Raw genomic sequence first — 21,321 nt, forward strand, 5'->3', positions numbered from 1 at the left:
GGAATCTTCTCAAAGACCTCGGTACGATTTGTACCAATCCACGAACCTGGGTATCCCTTCGGCGATCGTGGTTCGGGGTTGAAAGCCGTGGTCTCGCTGAATAGCGGTGATGTCGGCACTGGTTTGCGGAACATCGCCCGGTTGCAGGGGCAAGAACTCCTTGCTTGCAGTCTGCCCCAAGGCGTCTTCCAGGACGGCAATCATATCCAGCAGGGACTCCGGATGGTTGTTGCCGATGTTGTAAAGGCGTTGCGGCGCAGCCTGCCCATCGTCGCGAGGCGGTGCATCGAGCGTCGCCAAGACGCCTTGGACAATATCATCGATGAATGTGAAATCGCGCTTCATCCGGCCGTGGTTGAAGACCTTGATCGACCGCCCCGCCAAGATAGCCTCGGTGAACAACCACATGGCCATGTCCGGCCGTCCCCAAGGACCATAGACGGTAAAGAAGCGCAGACCGGTCAACGGCATGCGATAAAGATGAGCATAGCAATGGCTCATCAGTTCGTCGGCCTTCTTGGTCGCCGCATAAAGCGATACCGGCGCATCTACCCTGTCGGCTTCCGAGAAAGGCACCTTGGTGTTGCCGCCGTAAACCGAGCTGGACGATGCATAAACCATATGCTCGAACCCATCCATTCGCCGACAGAGCTCGAGCATGTTTAGGTGTCCGACGAGATTGGCCTGGACATAGGCATGCGGGTTCTCGATCGAATGCCGAACACCGGCCTGTGCGGCCAGATGCACCACACGGCGCAAACGCTGTCCCGCCAGCGCCGCTTTCAAGGCTTCGGCATCGGCTATATCAACCTGATGAAAACCGAACCCAGGCATCGCCAGTAGCCTGGCGAGACGGTCCGCCTTCAGTTGCGGTGAATAGTAGGTGTTGAGATTGTCGATCCCCACCACGGATTCCCCACGATCGAGCAACGCACGTGCCGTGTGATAACCGATGAACCCGGCGGCGCCGGTGACGAGGTAGGTCATGACGCCAACCCGTTTTGCTCACCGGGCATTGCCATGGGCCTGAAGAACCTCCGCTTATGCCAAGCCCAGGCATCTCCGATGATGGTATCCAAATCGGAACGTTCGGGCGTCCATCTCAAAAGGCTCTGCGCCAGCCTTGGATCCGCGACCAGGCGCGGCGGATCGCCTGCACGTCTCGGGAACGGCTCGGCTGATATCACTTTTCCCGTGACGGCGCGGCAACGGGCTATGACCTCGGCGACCGAGGCCCCGGACCCGGTTCCCAGATTGATCGCCGCCGATGCGCCGCCGCCCAAAAGGTGCTCCAGCGCTGCAACGTGCGCAGCAGCCAAATCGCATACGTGGATGTAATCCCGTATGGCGGTACCGTCTTCTGTCGGGTAGTCGTCACCATAAACCGAGATACGCTCGCGACGGCCGAGCGCGGCATCCAATACCAAAGGGATCAAGTGTGTTTCGGGCTGGTGAGCTTCACCGATCTCAACGTCGGGATCGGCACCGGCAGCGTTGAAGTAGCGCAAACGTACCGATCGCAAATCATGAGCTACGTCGTAAGCTTCCATGATTTTCTCTGCCGCCAACTTGCTGGCTCCATAGGGATTGACCGGCTCTTTTGGTTGCCGCTCGTCAATCAGGTCCACGTTGGGTTCACCATAAACTGCCGCAGTCGAGGAAAAGACCAAATGCCCGACACCCCCGCGCTGCATCGCTTCGAGCAGCCGCAGGGTACCGTTCAGATTGATATCCCAGCAAGCGCCCGGGTCTCGCACGGACTCCGATACAACGATCAATCCGGCAAAATGGAGAACCGCGATCGGTTGCGTCTGTTCAATCGCCGCCTGCAGACCTGCGCCGTCGCGCACATCCCCCTCTATCAAAGGGCCCCATTTCACAAACTCTCGATGGCCGCCGGACAAGTTGTCGTAAACAACGGGTTCAAACCCGGCTCGGGCAAGAGCCTTGCAGCAGTGGCTTCCAATGTAGCCTGCGCCGCCTGTCACCAGGACGGTTTTGTTCCTGTCGTCAATCACACGGTTAACCTACCTGCTCGCGTTGGCCCAAAGAAGCCACGCGAGAATGGCCCGATTTGCCATGCTCCGTCCAGCCACGATGACAGAAAGATCCCCGCCGGCGGAATCGTTATGCCCAACCGGCCACCCTTCAGGTTTTGGCTGGGCGGCAATTCCCGCTTGCTTCCAGATCGCTCGCTTCTTCCGGCAGTTTCTGGCGCTTTTTAGCCGGTTTGTCGGATCCGCTGGCCGCATCACGTTTACGCAGACGACTCTGCGCAAGTTCTCCGCGGCTCTCCAATATCGGATAGGCAACTGACGTCAGGTGGCCATTGATGCGCTTCAGATCACGAATTACGTCAAGATGAAGCGCCGAGGTTTCAATGGATTCCTGGCGCCCGGCGCTTACCCGTTCGAAGTGCAATTCGGCCAGTTTCTGCTCAAGCGCGCGAATGGTGACTTTCTGGTCGAGCAACTGACGCGCAAGCCCGGCGTCTTCGGAAACAAACACGTTCAGCGCCAAGCCAAGGTTATCCATGACGACGGCGTGGAGTTTCTCGATTTCCTTCAGCCCACTGGAGGAGAACAGCAGACGGTTCTTAATCTTCTTGGCGGCTAACTCCATCAAGTTCTTGTCGATGATATCGCCGATGTGCTCCAGATTGGTCGTGAAGGTTAGGATGGCCGTATGCCGCTGACTTTCCTCGCGATCCATTTCCTCTCGGGACAGGCGTGTCAGATAGATCTTTATGGCCTCATAGAGCTTATCCACGTCGTCATCGCGTGTGGATATTTCACGAAGCAACTTCTGATCGTCCTTGCAGAAGACCTCCATCGACTGCCGCAACATCTGCTCCACCATGTCGCCGAGACGCAACGTTTCGCGCGCGGCACTGGCAAGAGCCACGGACGGCGTGTCGACGGCATCAGGGTCGAGATAACGCGGGCGGCTGTCGTCTTCCTCCTGCTCGACATCCGGCAACAGGCGTTCCAACAGCTTGGCCACAACGCCGGTTAGCGGCAGGAACACCAACGCGACAGCCAAGTTGAATCCGGTATGGGCATTGACGATAAGACGCGGCGAGTCCCCTTCTAGGCGCTCCAACAACGCAAGGCACTCCGGCAGGAAGCCCAGCAGCAACGCCGCACCTGCAAACCGCATCATCAAGTTGCCGACCGGAGGACGCCTGGCCAGCGCGCCAGACCCGGCGGTCATAGCGACCGGAGCGATAGCGCCGCCAACATTGGCACCCAAGACCAGCGCCAGACCCAGCAGCGGTTCGATAATTCCCGCCGTCGCCAACGACATGAACAACAGCACCATCGCCAGGCTGGAGTGCGCGAGCCAAGTCAATACCGCAGCTACCAGGAACGCGATCAAGGGCTCGTCGCCCAGGCGTTCCATGAGCAGCGGAAGAATCTCCGACCCTCGAAGCGCGGCCGACGATCCCACAATCAGCTTCAACGATAGAAGCATAAGTCCAAGCCCGACCCCGGCCCTCCCGAGCTGGCGAATGAGCGCCCGCTCACTGCTGAGGAACGCCGTAACACCCGCCACGATCAACAACGGCGAAAGGCTCTTCAAATCGAACGAAAAAACCTGGGCGACAAGCGTCGAGCCAACATCGGCGCCTAGCATGATCGCCAAGGCGGCAGCCGTGGTCATCATGGCGCGGCTTGCGAAACCCGCGACGACCAATGCCGTTGCCGTTGAACTCTGCAACAGCCCTGTAACCAAAATCCCGAAGAAGAAAGCGCGCAATCGGCTAGAAGTGCCAGCGGCAACCATGCGCCGCAACCATGCGCCGAACGCGCGCGTGATCCCGGTCCGCACCATGCGAACGCCCCACAGCAGGAGCGCCACGCCGCCGACAAGGTTGATGATCACTTCAGTGCCACTGAGGTCCATCGCGACTTCCGATCGGACAAGGGTTAAAGAACCACCATGCCCGGACAGTTCCCAACCAGGAACCCGGGCACGATCCAGAAAAATCGAAGGGCAGCACGGAGAAACTTACGAATCACCGCCGCGCCGTAATAAAACTGTAACATTCTCAGCCGCAAAACGAAATGGCAGTTCTTGCCGCCCCGCCGTTCCGATCCCCTTATTAGCGACCGGGCCGGGATGATCATAGGCCATCCTTGAACAGGTCAATCACCGACGATCGCCTACGACTTTGTCGTGCCGCGAATGGTGAAAAATATACGAAATTGATTCGAAGTCTCTCTTACAGCTTGATCTATATCATTTCGATATATATCAAATCGCCATATTATCGACAAAACAAGCGAGTTGTAAAAGCAATGGACACCAAAGCCCTATGCTTGGCCGTGCTCAGTCGCGGCGAGGCCAGTGGATATGAAATCAAGAAGTCACTTGAGAGTATTCCCATCAGTGCCTTGCAAGAGGTTTCTTTCGGGTCGATCTATCCTGCGCTCAACAAGCTGACTGAAGAAGAATGCGTAGTCTGTCGCCAGGAGACCCAAACAAAGCGTCCGGACAAGAAAGTCTACGCGTTGACGGACCTTGGAATGACCAGGTTGATAGAACGTCTGGAGCAGGAACCGGCGCCTGATCGGTTTCGCTCCGATTTCCTCTTCACCTTGAGCTTTGCGCACTTTCTGGAGCCCTCGCTGGTCCGACGGTTAATCGATGATCGCATCGCGTTTTACGAAACCAGGATCCAGGAAATGGAAGGGTGCGATCTGACAAGCGCCACACCAGGAGGGCGTTTCGTGCATGGTTTTGGGCATGCGGTTTATCAGGGCGCCTTGACTTATCTCAGGCAGCAACGCGCCGAACTCTTGGCGGCGCTAAGCGACCCTGCCCACAACAAAACTCAATCAATCAGACCTGCAAGCGGCATGAAACCGACTGCCAGTCCGTATAAAGAATCGGGACAATTAGGAAATTGAGATGAACCGATCGATAATCATTGCCTCTCTTATCGCCGTCGCCGCCGTTGCCTGGATCGCTTCAGGCAGCCTGGGCAACGGCTCCGGGCCGCAACCGCAAAAGGAACCGGCCAATCTCTCTGCGTTAAGCGAGCGCCAATCTGTGCGCGTCCGCCAGATCGTGGCCGAGGCACACGAGCGACAGCTTGTATTGCGCGGCTCAACGGAACCGGAACGCGCCGTCGATCTGAAGGCCGAAACCAAAGGGATCATCATTGAGCTGCTCGTGGAGAAAGGAAACGATGTCGCTGCTGGTGACGTCATTGCACGCCTTTCGCCCGAGGATCGTCTGGCGCAACTCGCCGAAGCCAAGGCACTCCGCGAACAACGCCGCATTGAACATGAGGCCAATGTAAAGCTGGCGGACAAGGGCTTTCGCGCCCAGACACAGCTTGCAGGTGCGAAAGCTGGACTGGAGGCGGCCGACGCCGCCGTCAAGAAAGCCGAGATAGAGCTTGAGAACCTGGTCATATCGGCGCCTTTTGCAGGACGCCTGGAAAGCCGGCCGACAGAGCTGGGAAGTTACTTGGAGATAGGCCAGATGGTGGCCCGAATCGTCGACCTCGACCCACTCCTGATCGTGGGTTTCGCGAATGAGCAGGATATCCGTCAAATCGAACTTGGAACGAAGGGTCAAGTGCGATTCGTCGGCGGCGGCCGTGGAGAGGCGGTCGTCTCTTTCATCGCCGCTTCTGCCGAATCCAGCACCCGCACCTTTCGGGTGGAAATGACCATGCCGAATCCTGACGCCGCGGTTCCTGCCGGTATCACCGCCGAGATGATTCTGCCTCGCGTTTCAGTCGTTGCTCACCGTATCAGCCCGGCGATCCTGACGCTGGCTGACAATGGAAAGGTGGGGGTTCGCATTGTCGACGACCAGGGCGTGGTGGCCTTTCGGGAGATATCGATCATCGATGAATCACGGGATGTCATGTGGGTCACCGGTCTGCCTGAACACGCCACTGTCATCGTAGTGGGACAAGAGTTCGTCCAAGAAGGCGAGAAAGTGAAGGCTATCGATGCCGAAACCCTGGAGCCACTGGCCTTGGGAACCGCACAATGAAGGCACTGATAGCCGCCTGCTTATCCCATAAGCGCAGTGTCATCAGCACACTGGTTTTGCTGTTGATCGCAGGCGCCTATGCCTACGCCGTGATCCCGAAGGAAGATTCGCCGGACGTCAACATACCGATCCTCTATGTCAACGTCTCGCACGACGGCATCTCGCCGGAAGATGCCGAACGCCTTCTCATCAAGCCTCTGGAAACGGAAATGCGGGGCATAGAAGGCGTCAAGGAAATGCGCTCGACCGCCTTCCTTGGCGGCGCCAATGTGTTGCTGGAGTTCGACGCCGGCTTCGATTCCAATCGCGCCTTGATCGATGTTCGCGAGAAGGTCGACCTTGCCAAGCCCGACCTGCCCGACGAAGCCGATGAGCCTGTCGTTAGCGAAGTCAATCTCAGCCTCTTCCCGGTTCTGACCGTGACACTTTCCGGTCAGGTTCCCGAACGCACGCTGCTACGTCTGGCGCGCGACTTGCAGGATCGCCTGGAAACCATCCCCCAGGTGTTGAGCGCAAACCTCAATGGTGACCGCGAGGAGAGGTTGGAGATCGTCGTCGACCCGCTGATGCTTGAAAGCTACGGAATCGATACCGAAGAGCTGGTTACCTATGTGAACCGCTCCAACCTGCTGGTCGCTGCAGGTGAACTGGACAACGGCACCGGACGTTTCCCGGTCAAGGTTCCCGGTCTATTCGAAGATTACAAAGACGTACTGGATCTACCGGTCTTGACCGACGGCGACCAGGTCGTGCGGTTTGGCGATCTGGCCGAGTTGCGGCGCACCTTCAAGGATTCCGAAGGATTCGTGCGTGTGAATGGCCAACCTGCCCTGGCACTGGAAATTCAAAAGCGCACGGGTGAGAACATAATCGAGACCATCGAACTCGTCCGCGAGAAGGTGGAGCAGACCCGGAAGTACTGGCCGGAATCGGTCCAGGTAAACTACAGCCAGGATGCCTCAACCAACATTCGCACAATGCTGTCCGACCTGCAGAACAACGTATTGAGCGCTATCCTACTCGTCATGGTCGTCGTCGTGGCAGCCCTGGGACTGCGGTCGGCCGGTCTGGTGGGCGTGGCAATACCTGGATCCTTCCTGACCGGCATCCTGGTTATTTGGTCGATGGGCCTGACGGTCAACGTGGTGGTGCTGTTCAGTCTGATTCTCTCCGTCGGTATGTTGGTCGATGGTGCTATCGTCGTAACCGAATACGCCGACCGAAAGATGAATGAAGGCGAGCCGCGCGGCCGCGCTTATGGCCTAGCCGCACAGCGCATGTCCTGGCCAATCATCGCAGCGACCGCGACCACGCTGGCGGCTTTCCTGCCGCTGGTTTTCTGGCCAGGGATCGTCGGCGAGTTCATGAAGTACCTGCCGATTACGCTGGTTGCGACCTTGTCGGCGTCCCTTGCCATGGCGCTCATCTTCGTGCCAACGCTTGGTGCTCTCATCGGCCGCGCGAGCCACAGCGGTCCCGCACCGCTGTCACCGGATGCGACGGACGACGAGGATTTGGCCAATCTATCGGGAATTACCGGTTACTACGTTCGTCTTTTGCGGAGCGCACTCAAACGGCCAGGGGCGGTGCTCCTGACAGCGCTTGCTGTGCTGATCGCCGCCCAGATCGCTTATGGCACCTTTGGCAAGGGCATCGAGTTCTTTCCCAAGATCGAGCCGGATAACGCGGCGCTGCAAATCAGAGCGCAGGGCAACTTCTCGATTCAAGAACGAGACACCTTGTTGCAACAGGTGGAAAACCGAATTCTCGATCTCCAGGAAGAACGCGGCGAGTTCCACAGCATTTACGCCTTTTCCATGGCGCGCTCTGGCCAACAGCGTGACGAGCCGGAAGACATCATCGGGGTCGTCCAGCTTGAATTCACCGATTGGTTCGCCCGACGCAAAGCAGATGTAATCCTGGCCGATATTCGGGACCGTACTGCCGATCTGGCAGGTATTCATCTGGAAACGCGCAAGGAAGAGGCCGGCCCGCCAGTTGGGAAGCCAATCCAGATCGAGGTCGGCTCGGATTCACCTGAACGCATTGCAGCGACCGCCGAGCGCATTGCAGCAAAGCTGGAATCGATGGACGGACTGCTCAACATCGAAGACGGCGGCAGCCTGCCCGGCATCGAATGGAATTTGACGGTAGATCGGGCGCAAGCCGCGAAGTTCGGCGCGGACATCAGCCTCATCGGAAGTTACGTCCGCATGGTCACCAACGGCATGATCATTGGCGGCTATCGACCGGACGACAGTGACGATGAGATCGATATCGTGGTGCGACTGACAGAGCGAGAACGAACAGTTTCCTACCTCGACGATCTGCGCATTCAAACCAAGCAGGGTTCGATCCCCATCAGCAACTTCGTCACCCGATCGGCGCAACCCAAGATCAATCAGCTAAGGCGCGTCGATGGCCAGCGCGTAGTGACGCTGCGCGCCGATGTCGCGCCCGGCGTCTTGGCTTCCGAAAAGGTGGCGGAGATTCAAAATTGGATGCTGGAACAAGAACCTGACCCATTGGTCAATATTCGCTTCAAGGGCGAAGATGAGGAACAGCAGAAGGCCCAGGCTTTCCTTGGTAAGGCATTCGTGGTGGCGTTGTTCCTGATGGCCATCATCCTAGTGACCCAGTTTAACTCCTTCTACAGTGCATTCCTGATCCTGACCGCCGTGGTGATGTCGACGGTCGGCGTCATGTTGGGGCTGTTGTTGACCGGACAACCTTTTGGGATCGTCATGTCCGGGATCGGGGTCATAGCCTTGGCAGGCATCGTCGTTAACAACAACATTGTGCTGATCGATACCTATGACCGCCTGAAGGAAACGGCGCGCAGCGACTTCGATGCCATACTGCGCACCGGCGCGCAGCGACTTCGCCCTGTTCTGCTGACCAGTGTCACGACAATTCTTGGCCTCATGCCGATGGTGCTCGCTCTGAACATTGATTTTGTGGCGCGCGACCTGCAGATCGGCGCGCCCTCCACTCAATGGTGGCGGCAACTATCAACGGCCATTGCCTTTGGCCTGGCTTTTGCGACACTGCTAACGCTTTTCGTCACGCCGTCGGCCTTGATGGCCCGTGCGAAGTTCAAGGCATGGCGGTCCGCTCGCAAAGAAAGACGCCAAACCAAACGCGGTGCGGCCAACCCCTCGCCTGCCGAATGATCGTTTTGATCGCAATGGCTCCGCGGGTCCGGAACTACTGAACGCCCTGCCCCTCTGGGATCATGAAAACCTGCCCTGGATAGATCAGATCGGGGTTGCGTATCTGATCTTTGTTCGCCTCCAGGATAAGGGTGTAGCGCATGCCCTCCCCATAGGCGCGGCGCGCCAAGCGCCAGAGGCTGTTTCCAGGTTGGACGACCGCAATACCCTCTCCGGTTAGCGGCCCCTGCCCACCGGCACGATAGAAAGGCGTTTCCACCCTTGCCACCACTTTGCCGGCGCCGTCGATTTGATCGACCCGAAGCTGATGCGTGCCGGTTGCAACACGCTCCGCCGGCGAGAATTGCCACCGGCGATCCTGCCCTGCCCGGGTATCGCCGACAGCTTTGTTGTCCAGATAGATCAGAAGCCGGGCGTCCGCCGGCGCCTGCCCACCGACCACCAGATTTCCGTCGGCGTCGTAATCGATTATCTCCAACGCCAGATCACCCGCTGAAATCCCCTCTCCGACATTGCCTTGTAACACGCGGGGAACCGAGCCTTCGGTGCCGGGCACCAGGACCGCCAATGGCTGTGCCAACGCAGCGGTCTGATCGCCGCCATCTGCGGGTAACGTGCTGCCGTCGGCGCCTGCCACCTGGTTCGACCCAGGCACGACAATAACGACCGATTGCTCGGATTCCGTCCAGGGTGACGCCTCGGAAGCGCGTGAGCGAAGCGTCAAACGATGTTCGCCCGGCCCCAACGGCTGCTCGGGCAACGCCACAAATTCGCCGCGTTCATTCGTGGTGGCGCGGGCGACAATGTTTCCCTTTTCGTCCACCACTTCAATATCGGCGCCCAGGTCGCCGCGTCCGGCAATGACCGTGGCACCGTCACGCTCTACCCTGACGATATCGAAAGAGGGTTTGACCGGTGGCAGGGCAGTGGCGGTGGATCCGCTGGTCGCTGCCTCACTTGTGCCTTGGGAAGCGGAGGCCATATCGGATGCACCGGCCGAGGTGTTGCCTGCAGTTGTGGCGTCGGAAGAAACCGATGCCGTCGACTGCGTGCCGCTCGTGGGTTGCTCCGCCGTTGATTGTGCGGTGTTCTCAGCGCCACTTTGCAGGGGTGCTTCAGACGTCACGGCCGGTTTGGGCGGCGCATCGGGATCATTAAAATAGAAGAACAGCGCCGCCACACCCAACGCCAGGGCAACAACGATCAGCACGCCGTATTGTTTCACCGTACAACGCCCCCCACTTTACGACTCCTATCCAGCTCCGTTCCGCGTTTGCCGGGTGCATGCTCTTTGGGCCTGCGCCCTTGCATTGTCACGAAGCCGCCATGACATCCACACTCGGCACAGGTTACAGTGATCTGAAAGAAAAGCAAAAGAAGGAAGCCACCAACGTCATGCCTAAAATTCGAAGTCTTTGTGCCTATTGCGGCGCATCTCAACGCGTTGACCCCCTTTACCTGGATATCGCCAAAGCTTTGGGCCGCGAAGCCGCCTTGCGCGGAATCGAACTGATCTTTGGTGGTGGACGCGTTGGTATGATGGGTGCGGTCGCCGACGGCGCGATCGCGGAAGGTGGGAGCGTTGTGGGCATCATCCCTGAGCACCTGGAAAGCGTGGAGGTCGGCCATCAAGGCGTAACGCGTTTGGAAGTGGTTCCTTCAATGCATGTCCGCAAGATGCGCATGTTCGAACTTTCCGATGCCTTCTGCATCCTGCCCGGCGGACTTGGCACCCTGGACGAAACCTTCGAGATACTGACTTGGCGGCAACTTGGACTTCATGACAAGCCGGTGGTGGTGCTGGACACCCTGAACTACTGGCAACCTCTCAAAGCTTTGATCGAGCATCAGGTCAAGGTCGGTTTCGTGAAGCCCGAGCATGCCGAGATGCTGACGTACGTCAGCGATCTGGAAACGCTGTTCGAGACGCTGGAGGCCGAACCCCGTTCCCGGATCGAAGGAGAAAGTGAGCGCTTTTAGGCGGTCGGGGCTGCCCCATGTTGCGCTGCGGCGTAAGGCCGACTATCTTGCCCGCGACTTTCAACACCGGCGGACCCGGCCTCTTTTATAATCGGCCCCTCCCGCCGGATATCGTCGGCCATTAACGGAGGCGCAGTATGCCCAAGATTCAGGTTAAGAACCCTGTCGTCGAGCTCGACGGCGATGAGATGACCCGCATCATCTGGAAGATGATCCGCGAACGTCTGATCCAGCCCTATCTCGATGTTGACCTCAAGTACTTCGATCTGGGCGTCGAGAAGCGCGACGAGACCAACGACCAGATCACGGTGGACGCAGCCAACGCCATCAAACAGCACGGCGTCGGCGTCAAATGCGCGACCATCACGCCCGACGAGGATCGGGTCACGGAATTCAACCTGAAAAAGATGTGGCGCTCGCCAAACGGCACGATCCGAAACATTCTGGGCGGCACGGTATTCCGTCAGCCGATTATCTGCGAGAACGTGCCGCGCCTGGTGCCCGGCTGGACCCAACCGATCGTGATCGGTCGTCACGCCTTCGGCGATCAATACCGCGCCACCGACTTCTTGGTTCCTGGCCCCGGAAAGCTGACCATGACCTTCACACCTGCCGACGGCGGCGAGGCGGTCACCTATGACGTGCATGATTTCCCCGATGCCGGTGTTGCCATGGGAATGTACAACCACGACGAATCGATCCGCGGTTTTGCCAGGGCCTGCATGAACTACGGTTTGACCCTGGGCTGGCCGGTCTACCTCTCCACCAAGAATACGATCCTCAAAGCCTATGACGGACGATTCAAGGATCTTTTCCAAGAGGTTTACGAAGCCGAATTCGCCGACAAATTCTCGGCGAAGGGTATCACCTACGAGCATCGTTTGATCGACGACATGGTTGCTTCCGCCCTCAAGTGGTCTGGGGGGTTCGTCTGGGCCTGCAAGAACTACGACGGCGATGTACAGTCCGATACTGTTGCCCAGGGCTTTGGCTCATTGGGCCTGATGACTTCCGTCCTGATGACGCCGGACGGCAAGACCGTCGAAGCGGAGGCCGCGCACGGCACGGTCACGCGGCACTACCGCATGCACCAGCAGGGCAAGGAGACCTCGACCAACCCGATCGCCTCAATCTTTGCCTGGACGCGTGGACTATCCTACCGTGGCGCCTTCGACGGCACCCCGGACGTAGTCCGTTTTGCCGAAACGCTGGAGAAAGTCTGCATCGACACAGTTGAAGCCGGCGACATGACCAAGGATCTCGCTTTGCTGGTTTCCCCGAATCAACCCTGGCTGACCTCGCAGAAGTTCTTCGATAAGGTCGACCAGAACTTGCAGAAGGCCATGGCCAACTGGAAGTGACGGGTTAAGTCGGCAAGGAAGGGGACGCTAACAATGAGACGACTACTGACACTCTTTTTGATGATTGGAGGACTGATGGCCGCGAGCCTGGAGGGCGCCAATGCCCAGACTGATCCCGAGAACACCCTCGTCCTGGAACTGAAGGACGGCAAGGTGCTTATCGAAATGCTGCCGGAGGTAGCTCCCAACCACGTTGCCCGCATCAAGGAACTGACCCGTGAGGGATTCTACGACGGCATCGTGTTTCACCGCGTCATGGAAGGCTTCATGGCACAGAGCGGTGATCCGACGGGCACCGGCTCCGGCGGTTCCGGTGTCAACATTGGGGCCGAGTTCTCCAATGAGCCGTTTAGCCGCGGCACCGCTGGCATGGCGCGTGCACAACATCCCGACAGCGCCGACAGCCAGTTTTTCATCACCTTCGCCGACGCCTCCTTCCTGAACGGTCAGTATACCGTTTGGGGCCGTGTGGTCGACGGAATGGAATACGTGGACAACATTAAGAAAGCACCCGCCGGCCGCCAGTCCGGCGCCGTGGACGACCCCGATAAGATCGTTTCCATGAAGGTTTTGGCGGACGTTCAGTAAGAACGCTGCGCCTATCCAACGAAAAAGGGCCGACAAGCGTCGGCCCTTTTTTAATTCTTCATCGCAGCCCGATCTATCCCGCCAAGGCCGCCTCGATCGCCTGGATCGCCGCGGCGGCGTTGCCGCTGTCAGGGCCGCCAGCCTGGGCCATATCCGGACGGCCACCGCCGCCCTTGCCGCCTATGGCTTGTGAACCGGCACGCACCAGATCGACGGCCGAGAGTGTTGCCGTCAGATCGTCAGTAACGCCGGCGACCAGCGAGGCCTTGCCGTCACTGACAGCGATCAGAGCCACGACGCCGGAGCCCACCTGCTGCTTGAGCGTGTCTGCCATGGGCTTCAGATCCCTTGCCGATACCCCTTCAAGCACCTGCCCGATGAACTTTATGCCACCGATATCCTTGACCTTGGGGCCTGATTGGCCGCTGCCACCACCGGTCGCTAACTTGCGCCGCAAGTCGCCAACCTCACGCTCCAGGCGCTTGCGTTCCTCCATCAGGGCCGCGACGCGCTGAGGAAGGTCCGAGGCGGCGCTACGCAACGTTGCCGCCGTATCGGCCAAAACCTCTTCTTGCGCCTCAACATAAGCTAGGGCATCGACACCGGTCACGGCTTCCAGTCTCCGGACGCCCGACGCCAGCGCTTCCTCGCGGATAATCTTGAAAAAACCGATGTCACCGACACGCCGAACATGCGTACCACCGCAAAGTTCGGTCGAGTAGGCCTTGTCGTCCCTGGCGCGGTCTGCGCCACCCATTGAGACCACCCGCACCTCGTCCCCATACTTCTCGCCGAAAAGCGCCAACGCACCCTCCTCGATGGCTTCCTCCGGCGTCATGTAACGGGTCGTGACCTCGGCGTTCTTGACGATGGTTTCGTTGACAAGTTTCTCGACGGCGACGATATCCTCGCGCGTCAATGGCTTGGGGTGGCTGATATCGAAGCGCAGGCGATCCGGCGCGACCAACGAGCCTTTCTGCGTGACATGGTCGCCCAAGCGTCGGCGTAGGGCCTCGTGCAGCAGGTGCGTCGCCGAATGGTTGGCCCGCAGGCGCGCGCGGCGCGCATCGTCCACCCGCAGTTCCACCGCCTCTCCGACTTCCAGGCTGCCGCGTTCCAGCTTCCCTAGGTGTACGTGCAGCGACCCCAGCTTCTTTTGCGTATCGGCGACACTGAAGCTCGCCCCTTCCGCCGAGAAGAGCGCACCGCTGTCGCCCATCTGACCGCCAGACTCACCGTAGAAAGGGGTTTGGTTGGTAAGAACGGCCGCCTCCTGGCCGGCCTCGATCCGTTCCACGGGCTTGCCGTCCACCACAAGCGCCACAACCTGGCCCTCGGCTTCTTCCGCCTCGTAGCCGAGGAACTCCGTGCTGCCCAACTCATCTTCCAGTGTAAACCAGAGCGCTTCCGTGGCGGCTTCACCTGAACCAGACCAGGCCTTGCGGGCCGTCGCACGCTGTTGCTCCATCGACGCCTCGAAGCCTTGCGTATCCACGCCCCGCCCTTGGCCGCGCAAAATATCTTGCGTCAGGTCAAGCGGGAAGCCGAAGGTATCGTAGAGTTTGAAGGCTACATCGCCCGATAGCGGCTCCTGGTCGCCTAACCGGGAAACCTCGTCTTCCAGCAACTTCAGACCGCGTCCAAGCGTATCCTTAAAACGCGTCTCCTCTAACTTGAGCGTTTCCGTGATCAACGATTTTGCGCGTTGCAGCTCCGGGTAGTGCTGCCCCATTTCCGTGATCAAGGCTGGCACCAGCCGATGCATCAGAGGTTCCTGGCACCCCAGGATGTGCGCGTGGCGCATGGCACGGCGCATGATGCGTCGCAGAACATAGCCGCGCCCGTCCTTGGATGGCAGAACGCCGTCTGCGATCAAAAAAGACGACGCGCGCAAGTGATCCGCGATCACCCGGTGCGACACCGCACCCGGACCATCCGGTGGTGTGCCGGACGCCTCCGCCGAGGCTTCAATCAAGCCCCTCATCAAGTCGATATCGTAGTTGTCGTGCTTGCCCTGCATGACCGCGGAAATGCGCTCGAGGCCCATGCCCGTATCGATCGACGGCTTTGGCAGATCAATACGGTTGCCCGGCGCAATCTGCTCGTACTGCATGAACACGAGGTTCCAGATTTCGATGAAGCGGTCACCATCTTCATCCGGACTGCCCGGAGGGCCGCCCGGAATATGATCACCGTGATCGAAGAAGATCTCCGAACAGGGGCCGCAAGGGCCGGTGTCGCCCATCTGCCAGAAATTGTCAGAGGTGGGTATCCGAATGATCTTTGATTCCGGCAGGCCGGCAATCTTACGCCACAAATCGAAGGCTTCGTCATCTTCGGAGTAAACCGTCACAAGCAGGCGGTCGGCCGGCAAGCCATACTCCTTTGTGACCAGATTCCAGGCCAGCTCAATCGCCGTATCCTTGAAGTAATCGCCGAAGGAAAAATTCCCCAGCATCTCAAAGAAAGTGTGGTGGCGTGCGGTATAGCCAACATTCTCGAGATCGTTGTGCTTGCCCCCCGCACGCACACATTTCTGCGAGGTTGCGGCCCGCTTGTAGGGCCGTTGTTCCGCGCCGGTGAAAACATTCTTGAACTGAACCATTCCGGCGTTGGTGAAAAGCAATGTCGGATCGTTGCGCGGCACCAGCACCGAGGAAGCGACAGGCTCGTGACCGTGCTTTTCAAAGTAACCAAGGAATTGGTTTCTGATTTCGTTGGCTGAAGTCATGGCTTTCACTTAAGCATCAAATTTTTGCGAAACAGATGTCGGTTCTCAAACAAGCTGGAGCCTTTCAACGATGGAGCCGCGTCGGTAATCCGGGACCCGCGCGGTTTTAGCCTTCAGGCGGTCACCTGTCCAGCGATCACGCATCGCAAAGGCATCTCGCCTCGCCCGGTGGTTCCGAATTATCCTGGCCAAGCGGGGGGACGACGCGCTACAACTCGGCCCCTCAGAAGAGCCAAAAATTGATTGAGACGATCTATGATGCACAAGATTACTCCCTCCCGCCCGAACGGCGTGACGCGATTCCTAACCGCTTGCTTGGTGCTGACGGCGATCCTTTCGCTGCCACGCACCGCAGCGGCCCAAGGCGCGGACGCCAACGGAGCCATTTTTAAGGACTGGCGCATTCGCTGCAGCCCTGCACAGAACGCCGAAGGGCAGGATCAACCGGTAATCTGTGAAGCTTACCAAGTTGTGTTGCGTGAAGATCAGCAACAGCCGGTTCTCGAAGTCGTCATCGCCTTCCCGCCCAGCCAGGAGAATGCCGTCGGCGCGATCATTGTTCCGCTTGGCGTCCTACTGCCGGCCGGGATCGCGGTCTCAATCGACGAAAAGCCCCTTGGCAAACTTCCCTATCAACGTTGCGGAGCCAAAGGTTGCCTGGGACAGTTCATCTTCACGCCTGAACAGTTCAAAGCATGGCGTTCCGGCACCAAGGGCCAGGTAACGATCACGCACGGCAACGGAAAGGAGCTGGCGATACCGCTTTCGCTCCTCGGCTTTACCGACGCAACAAACGCAATCAGTAAAAAGTAAAAAGGGCCGCCCAACCGGGCGACCCATCTTTTACCTTTTGTCGATCCCGGGCGGCAGTCCGTCAGCCAGCAACATCCGAACTACTGTCGTCCGCATCTCCCTCACCACCGCCGGGGCCTTCCAGCATGGCAATCGCAACGATCCCGGCATTCTCCCGGATGCGCTGTTCGATCGTTCTCGCTATTTCGGGATTGTCTTGCATGAACTGTTTGGCGTTCTCCCGGCCCTGACCGATGCGTTGGCCGTCGTAAGAGAACCAGGAGCCCGACTTTTCGATGATGTTGGCCTGTACGCCCAAATCGATCAACTCACCTGTCTTTGAGATGCCCTGACCGTACATGATGTCGAACTCCACCACCCGGAAGGGCGGCGCCACTTTGTTCTTCACCACCTTAACCCGGGTTTGGTTGCCGACAATATCACCCTTGTCCTTCACGGCACCAATACGGCGGATATCAAGGCGAACCGAGGCGTAGAATTTCAAGGCATTGCCGCCGGACGTCGTCTCGGGGCTACCAAACATGACACCGATCTTCATACGCAGTTGGTTGATGAAGATCACCAGCGTGTTGGACCGCGCTATAGACGCTGTCAATTTACGCAGCGCCTGGCTCATGAGCCGTGCCTGAAGGCCGGGTTGCTGATCACCCATATCGCCCTCCAGTTCCACCCGGGGCACCAGGGCCGCAACCGAATCGATCACCAACACGTCAACCGCGCCCGAGCGCACAAGCGTATCGGTAATCTCCAATGCCTGTTCGCCGGCATCGGGCTGCGAGATCAGCAGTTCTTCGATATTGACTCCGAGTTTTGCCGCATAGGCCGGGTCCAGCGCATGCTCCGCATCGACAAATGCGCAAGTGCCCCCCTTCTTTTGGGCCTCTGCGATCGCCTGCAATGCGAGGGTTGTTTTACCGGAGCTTTCCGGCCCAAAGATTTCAACGACCCTGCCCCGAGGCAGCCCGCCGATGCCCAATGCTATATCCAGACCCAGCGAACCGGTCGAGATCGCCTCTATCTCAACGGCCTCCTGTTGACCGAGACGCATAATCGATCCCTTACCGAAGGCGCGCTCAATCTGGCTCAGCGCGGCATCCAGGGCTTTGTTTTTATCCACGGTTCCTCCTTCAACGACGCGCAAATTATTCTGCATGACGAACGGCCTCCCTTATCCCACAAGCGCCTCCAAAGGCGCAATGCGAAGAATTGTGCTCGTTTTGTTCTCATTTTTCAACCTAAATATAGGACCATTATGAGAACAAACGTTCAATTTGGCGTTAGTCGATAACATTTCGCCATGTCGACTACGGCCTTTCATACAGTCCCTGCTAGAGTCGATTCGTGCTGCAGATCTGGAGTGAGTCGATGTCATCCGTGCGAGACCGTCTGGCAAAAAAACTGCGTCTCCTTGGTATCTTTGCTAACTGCGATGAAGCCACGCTTCAGGGCATTGCAGAGCGATCTCAATGGCTTTCGGTTCCCGGCGGTCGGTTGCTGATAGAACAAGGCGAGCAAGCTGAAGCCGTTTTCGTGTTGCTTTCCGGCCGCCTTGCCGTGATCACCGGGTTTGGAACCTCCGAGGAACGCTTGGTAACGGAAATCAGCGCCGGCGATAGCGTGGGCGAGTTGGGAGTAATTGCCTCGACCCGTCGTTCAGCAAGTGTCCTCGCGCTGCGGGACAGTGAGTTGCTTCGTATTCCCGGCGATGTGCTGAAACCGCTGATTGCAAGCGATCCGGCCGCCTTTGACGGGCTCTTACAAACGCTTGCCCAGCGCCTGCTCCGCCTGACACGGGGTAAGCCGGTGCAGCGTATGGTCCGCAACCTGGCGCTGCTACCCCTGGATGACGCAAGTCCCTGGCCCGACATCGCCATGCGTCTGCAAAGGAGTGCTCAGACTATCGGTTTGAGGTGCCACATCTTTACCGAGGCTGATGGGTCTCGCGACAGCAATCAGTTCGCCGAAATGGAAGAAAACTTCGATCTTTGCCTTTATCTGGCAACCAAGGCCGACGATACCTGGCGCAGACTCTGCAAACGCCAAGCCGACCGCCTGTTGCTGCTTGCCAGCGGCACGGACAAGGGTCGAAGCGCCCGCCCCCCTGACAACCACTTGATCGGCGATCGCAGACCCGTGGATATGGCTATTTGCGAGGCGGCCGATTTAGAGCTTCCGACACCATCCCGTAATTGGCCGGTCGCCCTGGCCGCTACACGATGGGTTCATCGCCTTAGAGAGAACAATGACCAGGACTACAGCCGTCTGGTTCGGTTGATGAAGAATCAAGGCCAGTGCCTCGTCCTCTCCGGAGGCGGCGCACGCGGGTTTGCCCATGTCGGCGTGCAGCGCGCGTTGCAGGAAGCAGGTCGCTCGCTCGATCTTCTGGGTGGCTCCAGCATGGGTGCGATCGTGGCCGCGGGTATTGCCCTGGAATGGGACAGCAACGATCTTGAGTCGCGCCTTGCCAAGGTCTTCGTCGAAGGGCGCCCGACCAGCGATTTGACCTTTCCCATCGTCGCCCTTCTGCGAGGCCGCCGGGTTTCGCACTATCTGAAATCGCATTTTGCGGACTTGGAGATGCAAGACCTTTGGCGCCCTTGCTATAGCGTGGCAACCGACCTACGCAGCGGCGAACCAATCATGCAAACCAAAGGGTCATTATGGCGGAACTTGCGTGCCAGCGTGGCCATTCCCGGCCTGCTACCGCCGGTCCCCACGGAACAACACTTGCTGGCCGACGGCGGTGTCGTCGATAATTTACCAGTCGGGTTCCTACTCGATCCGCCGCAAGGCCACATCATCGCAGTCGATGTCGCGCAGGATGCCGCCCTTAGATGCGATTTTCTAGCGGAGGAACTGGAAGCGCCATTCTGGCGTCTGTGGCCACGCGTGCGTCGCGGCCGGCTTCCGGGAATCTTCGATATTCTCCTACGCGCGGGAACCATAAACAGCAGCCGCCAGCGTAAGGAGGTGCTGGAAAAAGTAGATCTTTGGCTCGCGCCGCCGTTGGAAGAGATCGGCGTGCTGCAATGGGCTGCATTTCACCGCGCTGTCGAGATTGGCCATCGCTATGCCTGCCAGCAACTTGAAATCTGCGACCGGGAGCAAACCGAGTGATCAAGCGGCGATGCTAAGCTGCCCGCGCACATGATCCAGCAGTTGTTTCAACGCAAAAGGCTTTGGCAGGAAGCCCGCCTCGCCTCGGCTGATCAGGTCAAAGGCGATCCTGTCATCACAATAACCCGAGATGAGCAGGACCCGCAGACGAGGGCGCAGGAGTCGTGCCCGTTGGATAAGGCTGGCGCCGTCTAGGACCGGCATGGATAAATCCGTTACAAGCAGGTGAAACGATGCCGGGCGCATCTGAAACACGTCCCAGGCATCGACGCCGGATGCGCAGGCCGTCACGTGATAGCCCGCCCGGCGCAGCGCCAAAGATGCACAACTGCGAACCGAATCGTCGTCCTCGGCAAGGAGAACACGGATGGCCCCGCTCTGCGCCGCATCATTCATTTCCTTTTCTTGCTCTTCGTCCAGGGCTCCGTTTTGCTGAACCGCTTCGGTCAGCAGGGCACGATCGCTGCTGGCGGTTAGGCGCCTGAGAATGTGAGCCGCACGCTCGGCCTCCTTGCGAATCGTATCCAATTCCTGCTCGTCATCCATGTCACACTGCATTCTGCCACGCAGAATCTCTGTCGAACCCATGATGGACGTAAGTACATTGTTGAAGTCATGCGCGAGTTCATCGGCGAGCTTTGTAAAGGCGGCTCGATGCTCCCATTGAGGTTCGGCCACTACATGGGGGGCTTGGTCTGTTTCCTTGAAACCTGACATGGCGCATATCTCCTTGGCGGCCTGCTTGTGCCTCCAAAGATGCCGGTCAAACATTGAAAAGAGGTAAATGATTGCAAATGCGGACAAGAAAAAGGCCGATCTCAAGACCGGCCCTTTCGGATTTTAATTTCTGATTCAGCCGTTTGTCCGTATCAGTCGTCTCGCTGCGTGCGTTCCATCCGCTCGTGCCGTTCCTGCGCTTCTATCGAAAGCGTAGCAATTGGCCTGGCTTCCAATCGGCGTAGGCTGATCGGCTCATCGGTTTCTTCGCAATAACCGTAAGTGCCGTCCTCGATCCGCTGCAAAGCCATGTCTATCTTTGCTATTAACTTACGCTCGCGGTCGCGAGTCCGAAGTTCTAGCGATCGATCGGTTTCAAGCGACGCGCGATCAGCTATGTCCGCTTCCTGCAGGCTTTCGGATTGAAGATGTTGAAGCGTTTCTTCAGATTCTCGTAATAGTTCGCCGCGCCAAGCCAACAGTTTACGGCGAAAATACTCCCGCATGACCGGATTCATGAAGTCCTCGTCATCGGAAGGTCGGTAGTCGGGTGAAGCAGTAATAGATGACATCCGGCGCCTAACTCCTGAGGTCTATAAGATCGCGCGGAGTATATAAAAATCCGTTCGCCGAACAAGCCCTCAGATTCATCGTTAAGCAGTTGTTAACGATTTCGTAATAAATGTTAGCGAAGTTATAGCCTGCCGATAGAGGCGCTGCGTCACTGATACAACCGCAAAAACGCCTCAATTGCAGCCGAATGCTTCGCGTTTGAATCGAAAAAAGCTCAATATACATTTGACGAGAAAAGACTTTTCAATTGAAT

Annotated in this window: 16 protein-coding genes; 8 read left to right on the forward strand and 8 right to left on the reverse strand. The window is 58.3% G+C overall.

From position 1 onward, the window contains the following. Nucleotides 1-9: 9 nt before the first annotated feature. From FHR98_RS04585 to FHR98_RS04595, 3 genes are all read right to left on the reverse strand, one after another. Complete coding sequence (locus tag FHR98_RS04585) at nucleotides 10-987, reverse strand: NAD-dependent epimerase/dehydratase family protein (protein ID WP_183415457.1); 978 nt, start codon at nucleotides 985-987, stop codon at nucleotides 10-12. Next, nucleotides 984-2,018 (reverse strand): UDP-glucose 4-epimerase GalE, encoded by a 1,035-nt coding sequence (gene galE / locus FHR98_RS04590; protein ID WP_322091212.1) that lies wholly within the window; start codon nucleotides 2,016-2,018, stop codon nucleotides 984-986. Before galE ends, FHR98_RS04585 begins: the two co-directional genes overlap by 4 nt. Nucleotides 2,019-2,148: 130 nt before the next feature. Then, on the reverse strand, nucleotides 2,149-3,906 hold the full coding sequence (locus FHR98_RS04595) for a Na/Pi cotransporter family protein (RefSeq protein WP_183415458.1): 1,758 nt from the start codon (nucleotides 3,904-3,906) through the stop codon (nucleotides 2,149-2,151). Between the two features lie 233 nt (nucleotides 3,907-4,139). On the opposite strand from FHR98_RS04595, the gene FHR98_RS04600 reads away from it, so the two are divergent. The 3 genes from FHR98_RS04600 to FHR98_RS04610 are packed head-to-tail and all read left to right on the forward strand — an operon-like array spanning nucleotide 4,140 to nucleotide 9,188. Further along, nucleotides 4,140-4,913, forward strand: coding sequence for a PadR family transcriptional regulator (locus tag FHR98_RS04600; protein WP_183415459.1), 774 nt, complete (start codon nucleotides 4,140-4,142; stop codon nucleotides 4,911-4,913). Between the two features lies 1 nt (nucleotide 4,914). Further along, nucleotides 4,915-6,015: an efflux RND transporter periplasmic adaptor subunit gene (locus FHR98_RS04605; protein ID WP_183415460.1), complete on the forward strand. Its 1,101-nt coding sequence runs from the start codon at nucleotides 4,915-4,917 to the stop codon at nucleotides 6,013-6,015. Further along, complete coding sequence (locus tag FHR98_RS04610) at nucleotides 6,012-9,188, forward strand: efflux RND transporter permease subunit (protein WP_183415461.1); 3,177 nt, start codon at nucleotides 6,012-6,014, stop codon at nucleotides 9,186-9,188. Before FHR98_RS04605 ends, FHR98_RS04610 begins: the two co-directional genes overlap by 4 nt. 34 nt (nucleotides 9,189-9,222) lie before the next feature. Here the strand turns inward: FHR98_RS04610 and FHR98_RS04615 are convergent, their stop codons facing one another. Continuing rightward, nucleotides 9,223-10,413 (reverse strand): LysM peptidoglycan-binding domain-containing protein, encoded by a 1,191-nt coding sequence (locus FHR98_RS04615; RefSeq protein WP_183415462.1) that lies wholly within the window; start codon nucleotides 10,411-10,413, stop codon nucleotides 9,223-9,225. 101 nt (nucleotides 10,414-10,514) lie between these two features. Between FHR98_RS04615 and FHR98_RS04620 the strand changes: the two genes are divergently transcribed. From FHR98_RS04620 to FHR98_RS04630, 3 genes are all read left to right on the forward strand, one after another. Then, entirely contained in the window at nucleotides 10,515-11,168 is a 654-nt protein-coding gene (locus FHR98_RS04620) for an LOG family protein (RefSeq protein ID WP_221205724.1), read from the forward strand. 137 nt (nucleotides 11,169-11,305) lie between these two features. After that, complete coding sequence (locus FHR98_RS04625; RefSeq protein ID WP_183415463.1) at nucleotides 11,306-12,529, forward strand: NADP-dependent isocitrate dehydrogenase; 1,224 nt, start codon at nucleotides 11,306-11,308, stop codon at nucleotides 12,527-12,529. A 60-nt stretch (nucleotides 12,530-12,589) separates the two neighbouring features. Then, nucleotides 12,590-13,117, forward strand: coding sequence for a peptidylprolyl isomerase (locus tag FHR98_RS04630; RefSeq protein ID WP_246377496.1), 528 nt, complete (start codon nucleotides 12,590-12,592; stop codon nucleotides 13,115-13,117). A gap of 73 nt (nucleotides 13,118-13,190) precedes the next feature. On the opposite strand, the gene alaS is transcribed toward FHR98_RS04630, so the two are convergent. Further along, a complete protein-coding gene (gene alaS, locus FHR98_RS04635) occupies nucleotides 13,191-15,848 on the reverse strand; it encodes an alanine--tRNA ligase (protein ID WP_183415465.1) in 2,658 nt (885 codons plus the stop codon). Nucleotides 15,849-16,103: 255 nt separating this feature from the next. Between alaS and FHR98_RS04640 the strand changes: the two genes are divergently transcribed. After that, nucleotides 16,104-16,661 (forward strand): invasion associated locus B family protein, encoded by a 558-nt coding sequence (locus FHR98_RS04640; protein WP_183415466.1) that lies wholly within the window; start codon nucleotides 16,104-16,106, stop codon nucleotides 16,659-16,661. A 61-nt stretch (nucleotides 16,662-16,722) separates the two neighbouring features. Here FHR98_RS04640 and recA read toward each other — a convergent pair whose 3' ends face one another. Further along, a complete protein-coding gene (recA, locus tag FHR98_RS04645; RefSeq protein ID WP_183415467.1) occupies nucleotides 16,723-17,814 on the reverse strand; it encodes a recombinase RecA in 1,092 nt (363 codons plus the stop codon). Nucleotides 17,815-18,026: 212 nt separating this feature from the next. On the opposite strand from recA, the gene FHR98_RS04650 reads away from it, so the two are divergent. After that, entirely contained in the window at nucleotides 18,027-19,778 is a 1,752-nt protein-coding gene (locus tag FHR98_RS04650) for a patatin-like phospholipase family protein (protein ID WP_183415468.1), read from the forward strand. Here FHR98_RS04650 and FHR98_RS04655 read toward each other — a convergent pair whose 3' ends face one another. Both FHR98_RS04655 and dksA read right to left on the reverse strand, forming a co-directional pair. Beyond that, nucleotides 19,779-20,495 (reverse strand): response regulator, encoded by a 717-nt coding sequence (locus FHR98_RS04655; protein ID WP_183415469.1) that lies wholly within the window; start codon nucleotides 20,493-20,495, stop codon nucleotides 19,779-19,781. It abuts the gene before it with no gap. 152 nt (nucleotides 20,496-20,647) lie between these two features. After that, nucleotides 20,648-21,067 (reverse strand): RNA polymerase-binding protein DksA, encoded by a 420-nt coding sequence (gene dksA, locus FHR98_RS04660; RefSeq protein ID WP_183415470.1) that lies wholly within the window; start codon nucleotides 21,065-21,067, stop codon nucleotides 20,648-20,650. Nucleotides 21,068-21,321 lie beyond the last annotated feature (254 nt).

The organism is Limibacillus halophilus (assembly GCF_014191775.1).
GTDB classification, from domain to species: domain Bacteria; phylum Pseudomonadota; class Alphaproteobacteria; order Kiloniellales; family CECT-8803; genus Limibacillus; species Limibacillus halophilus.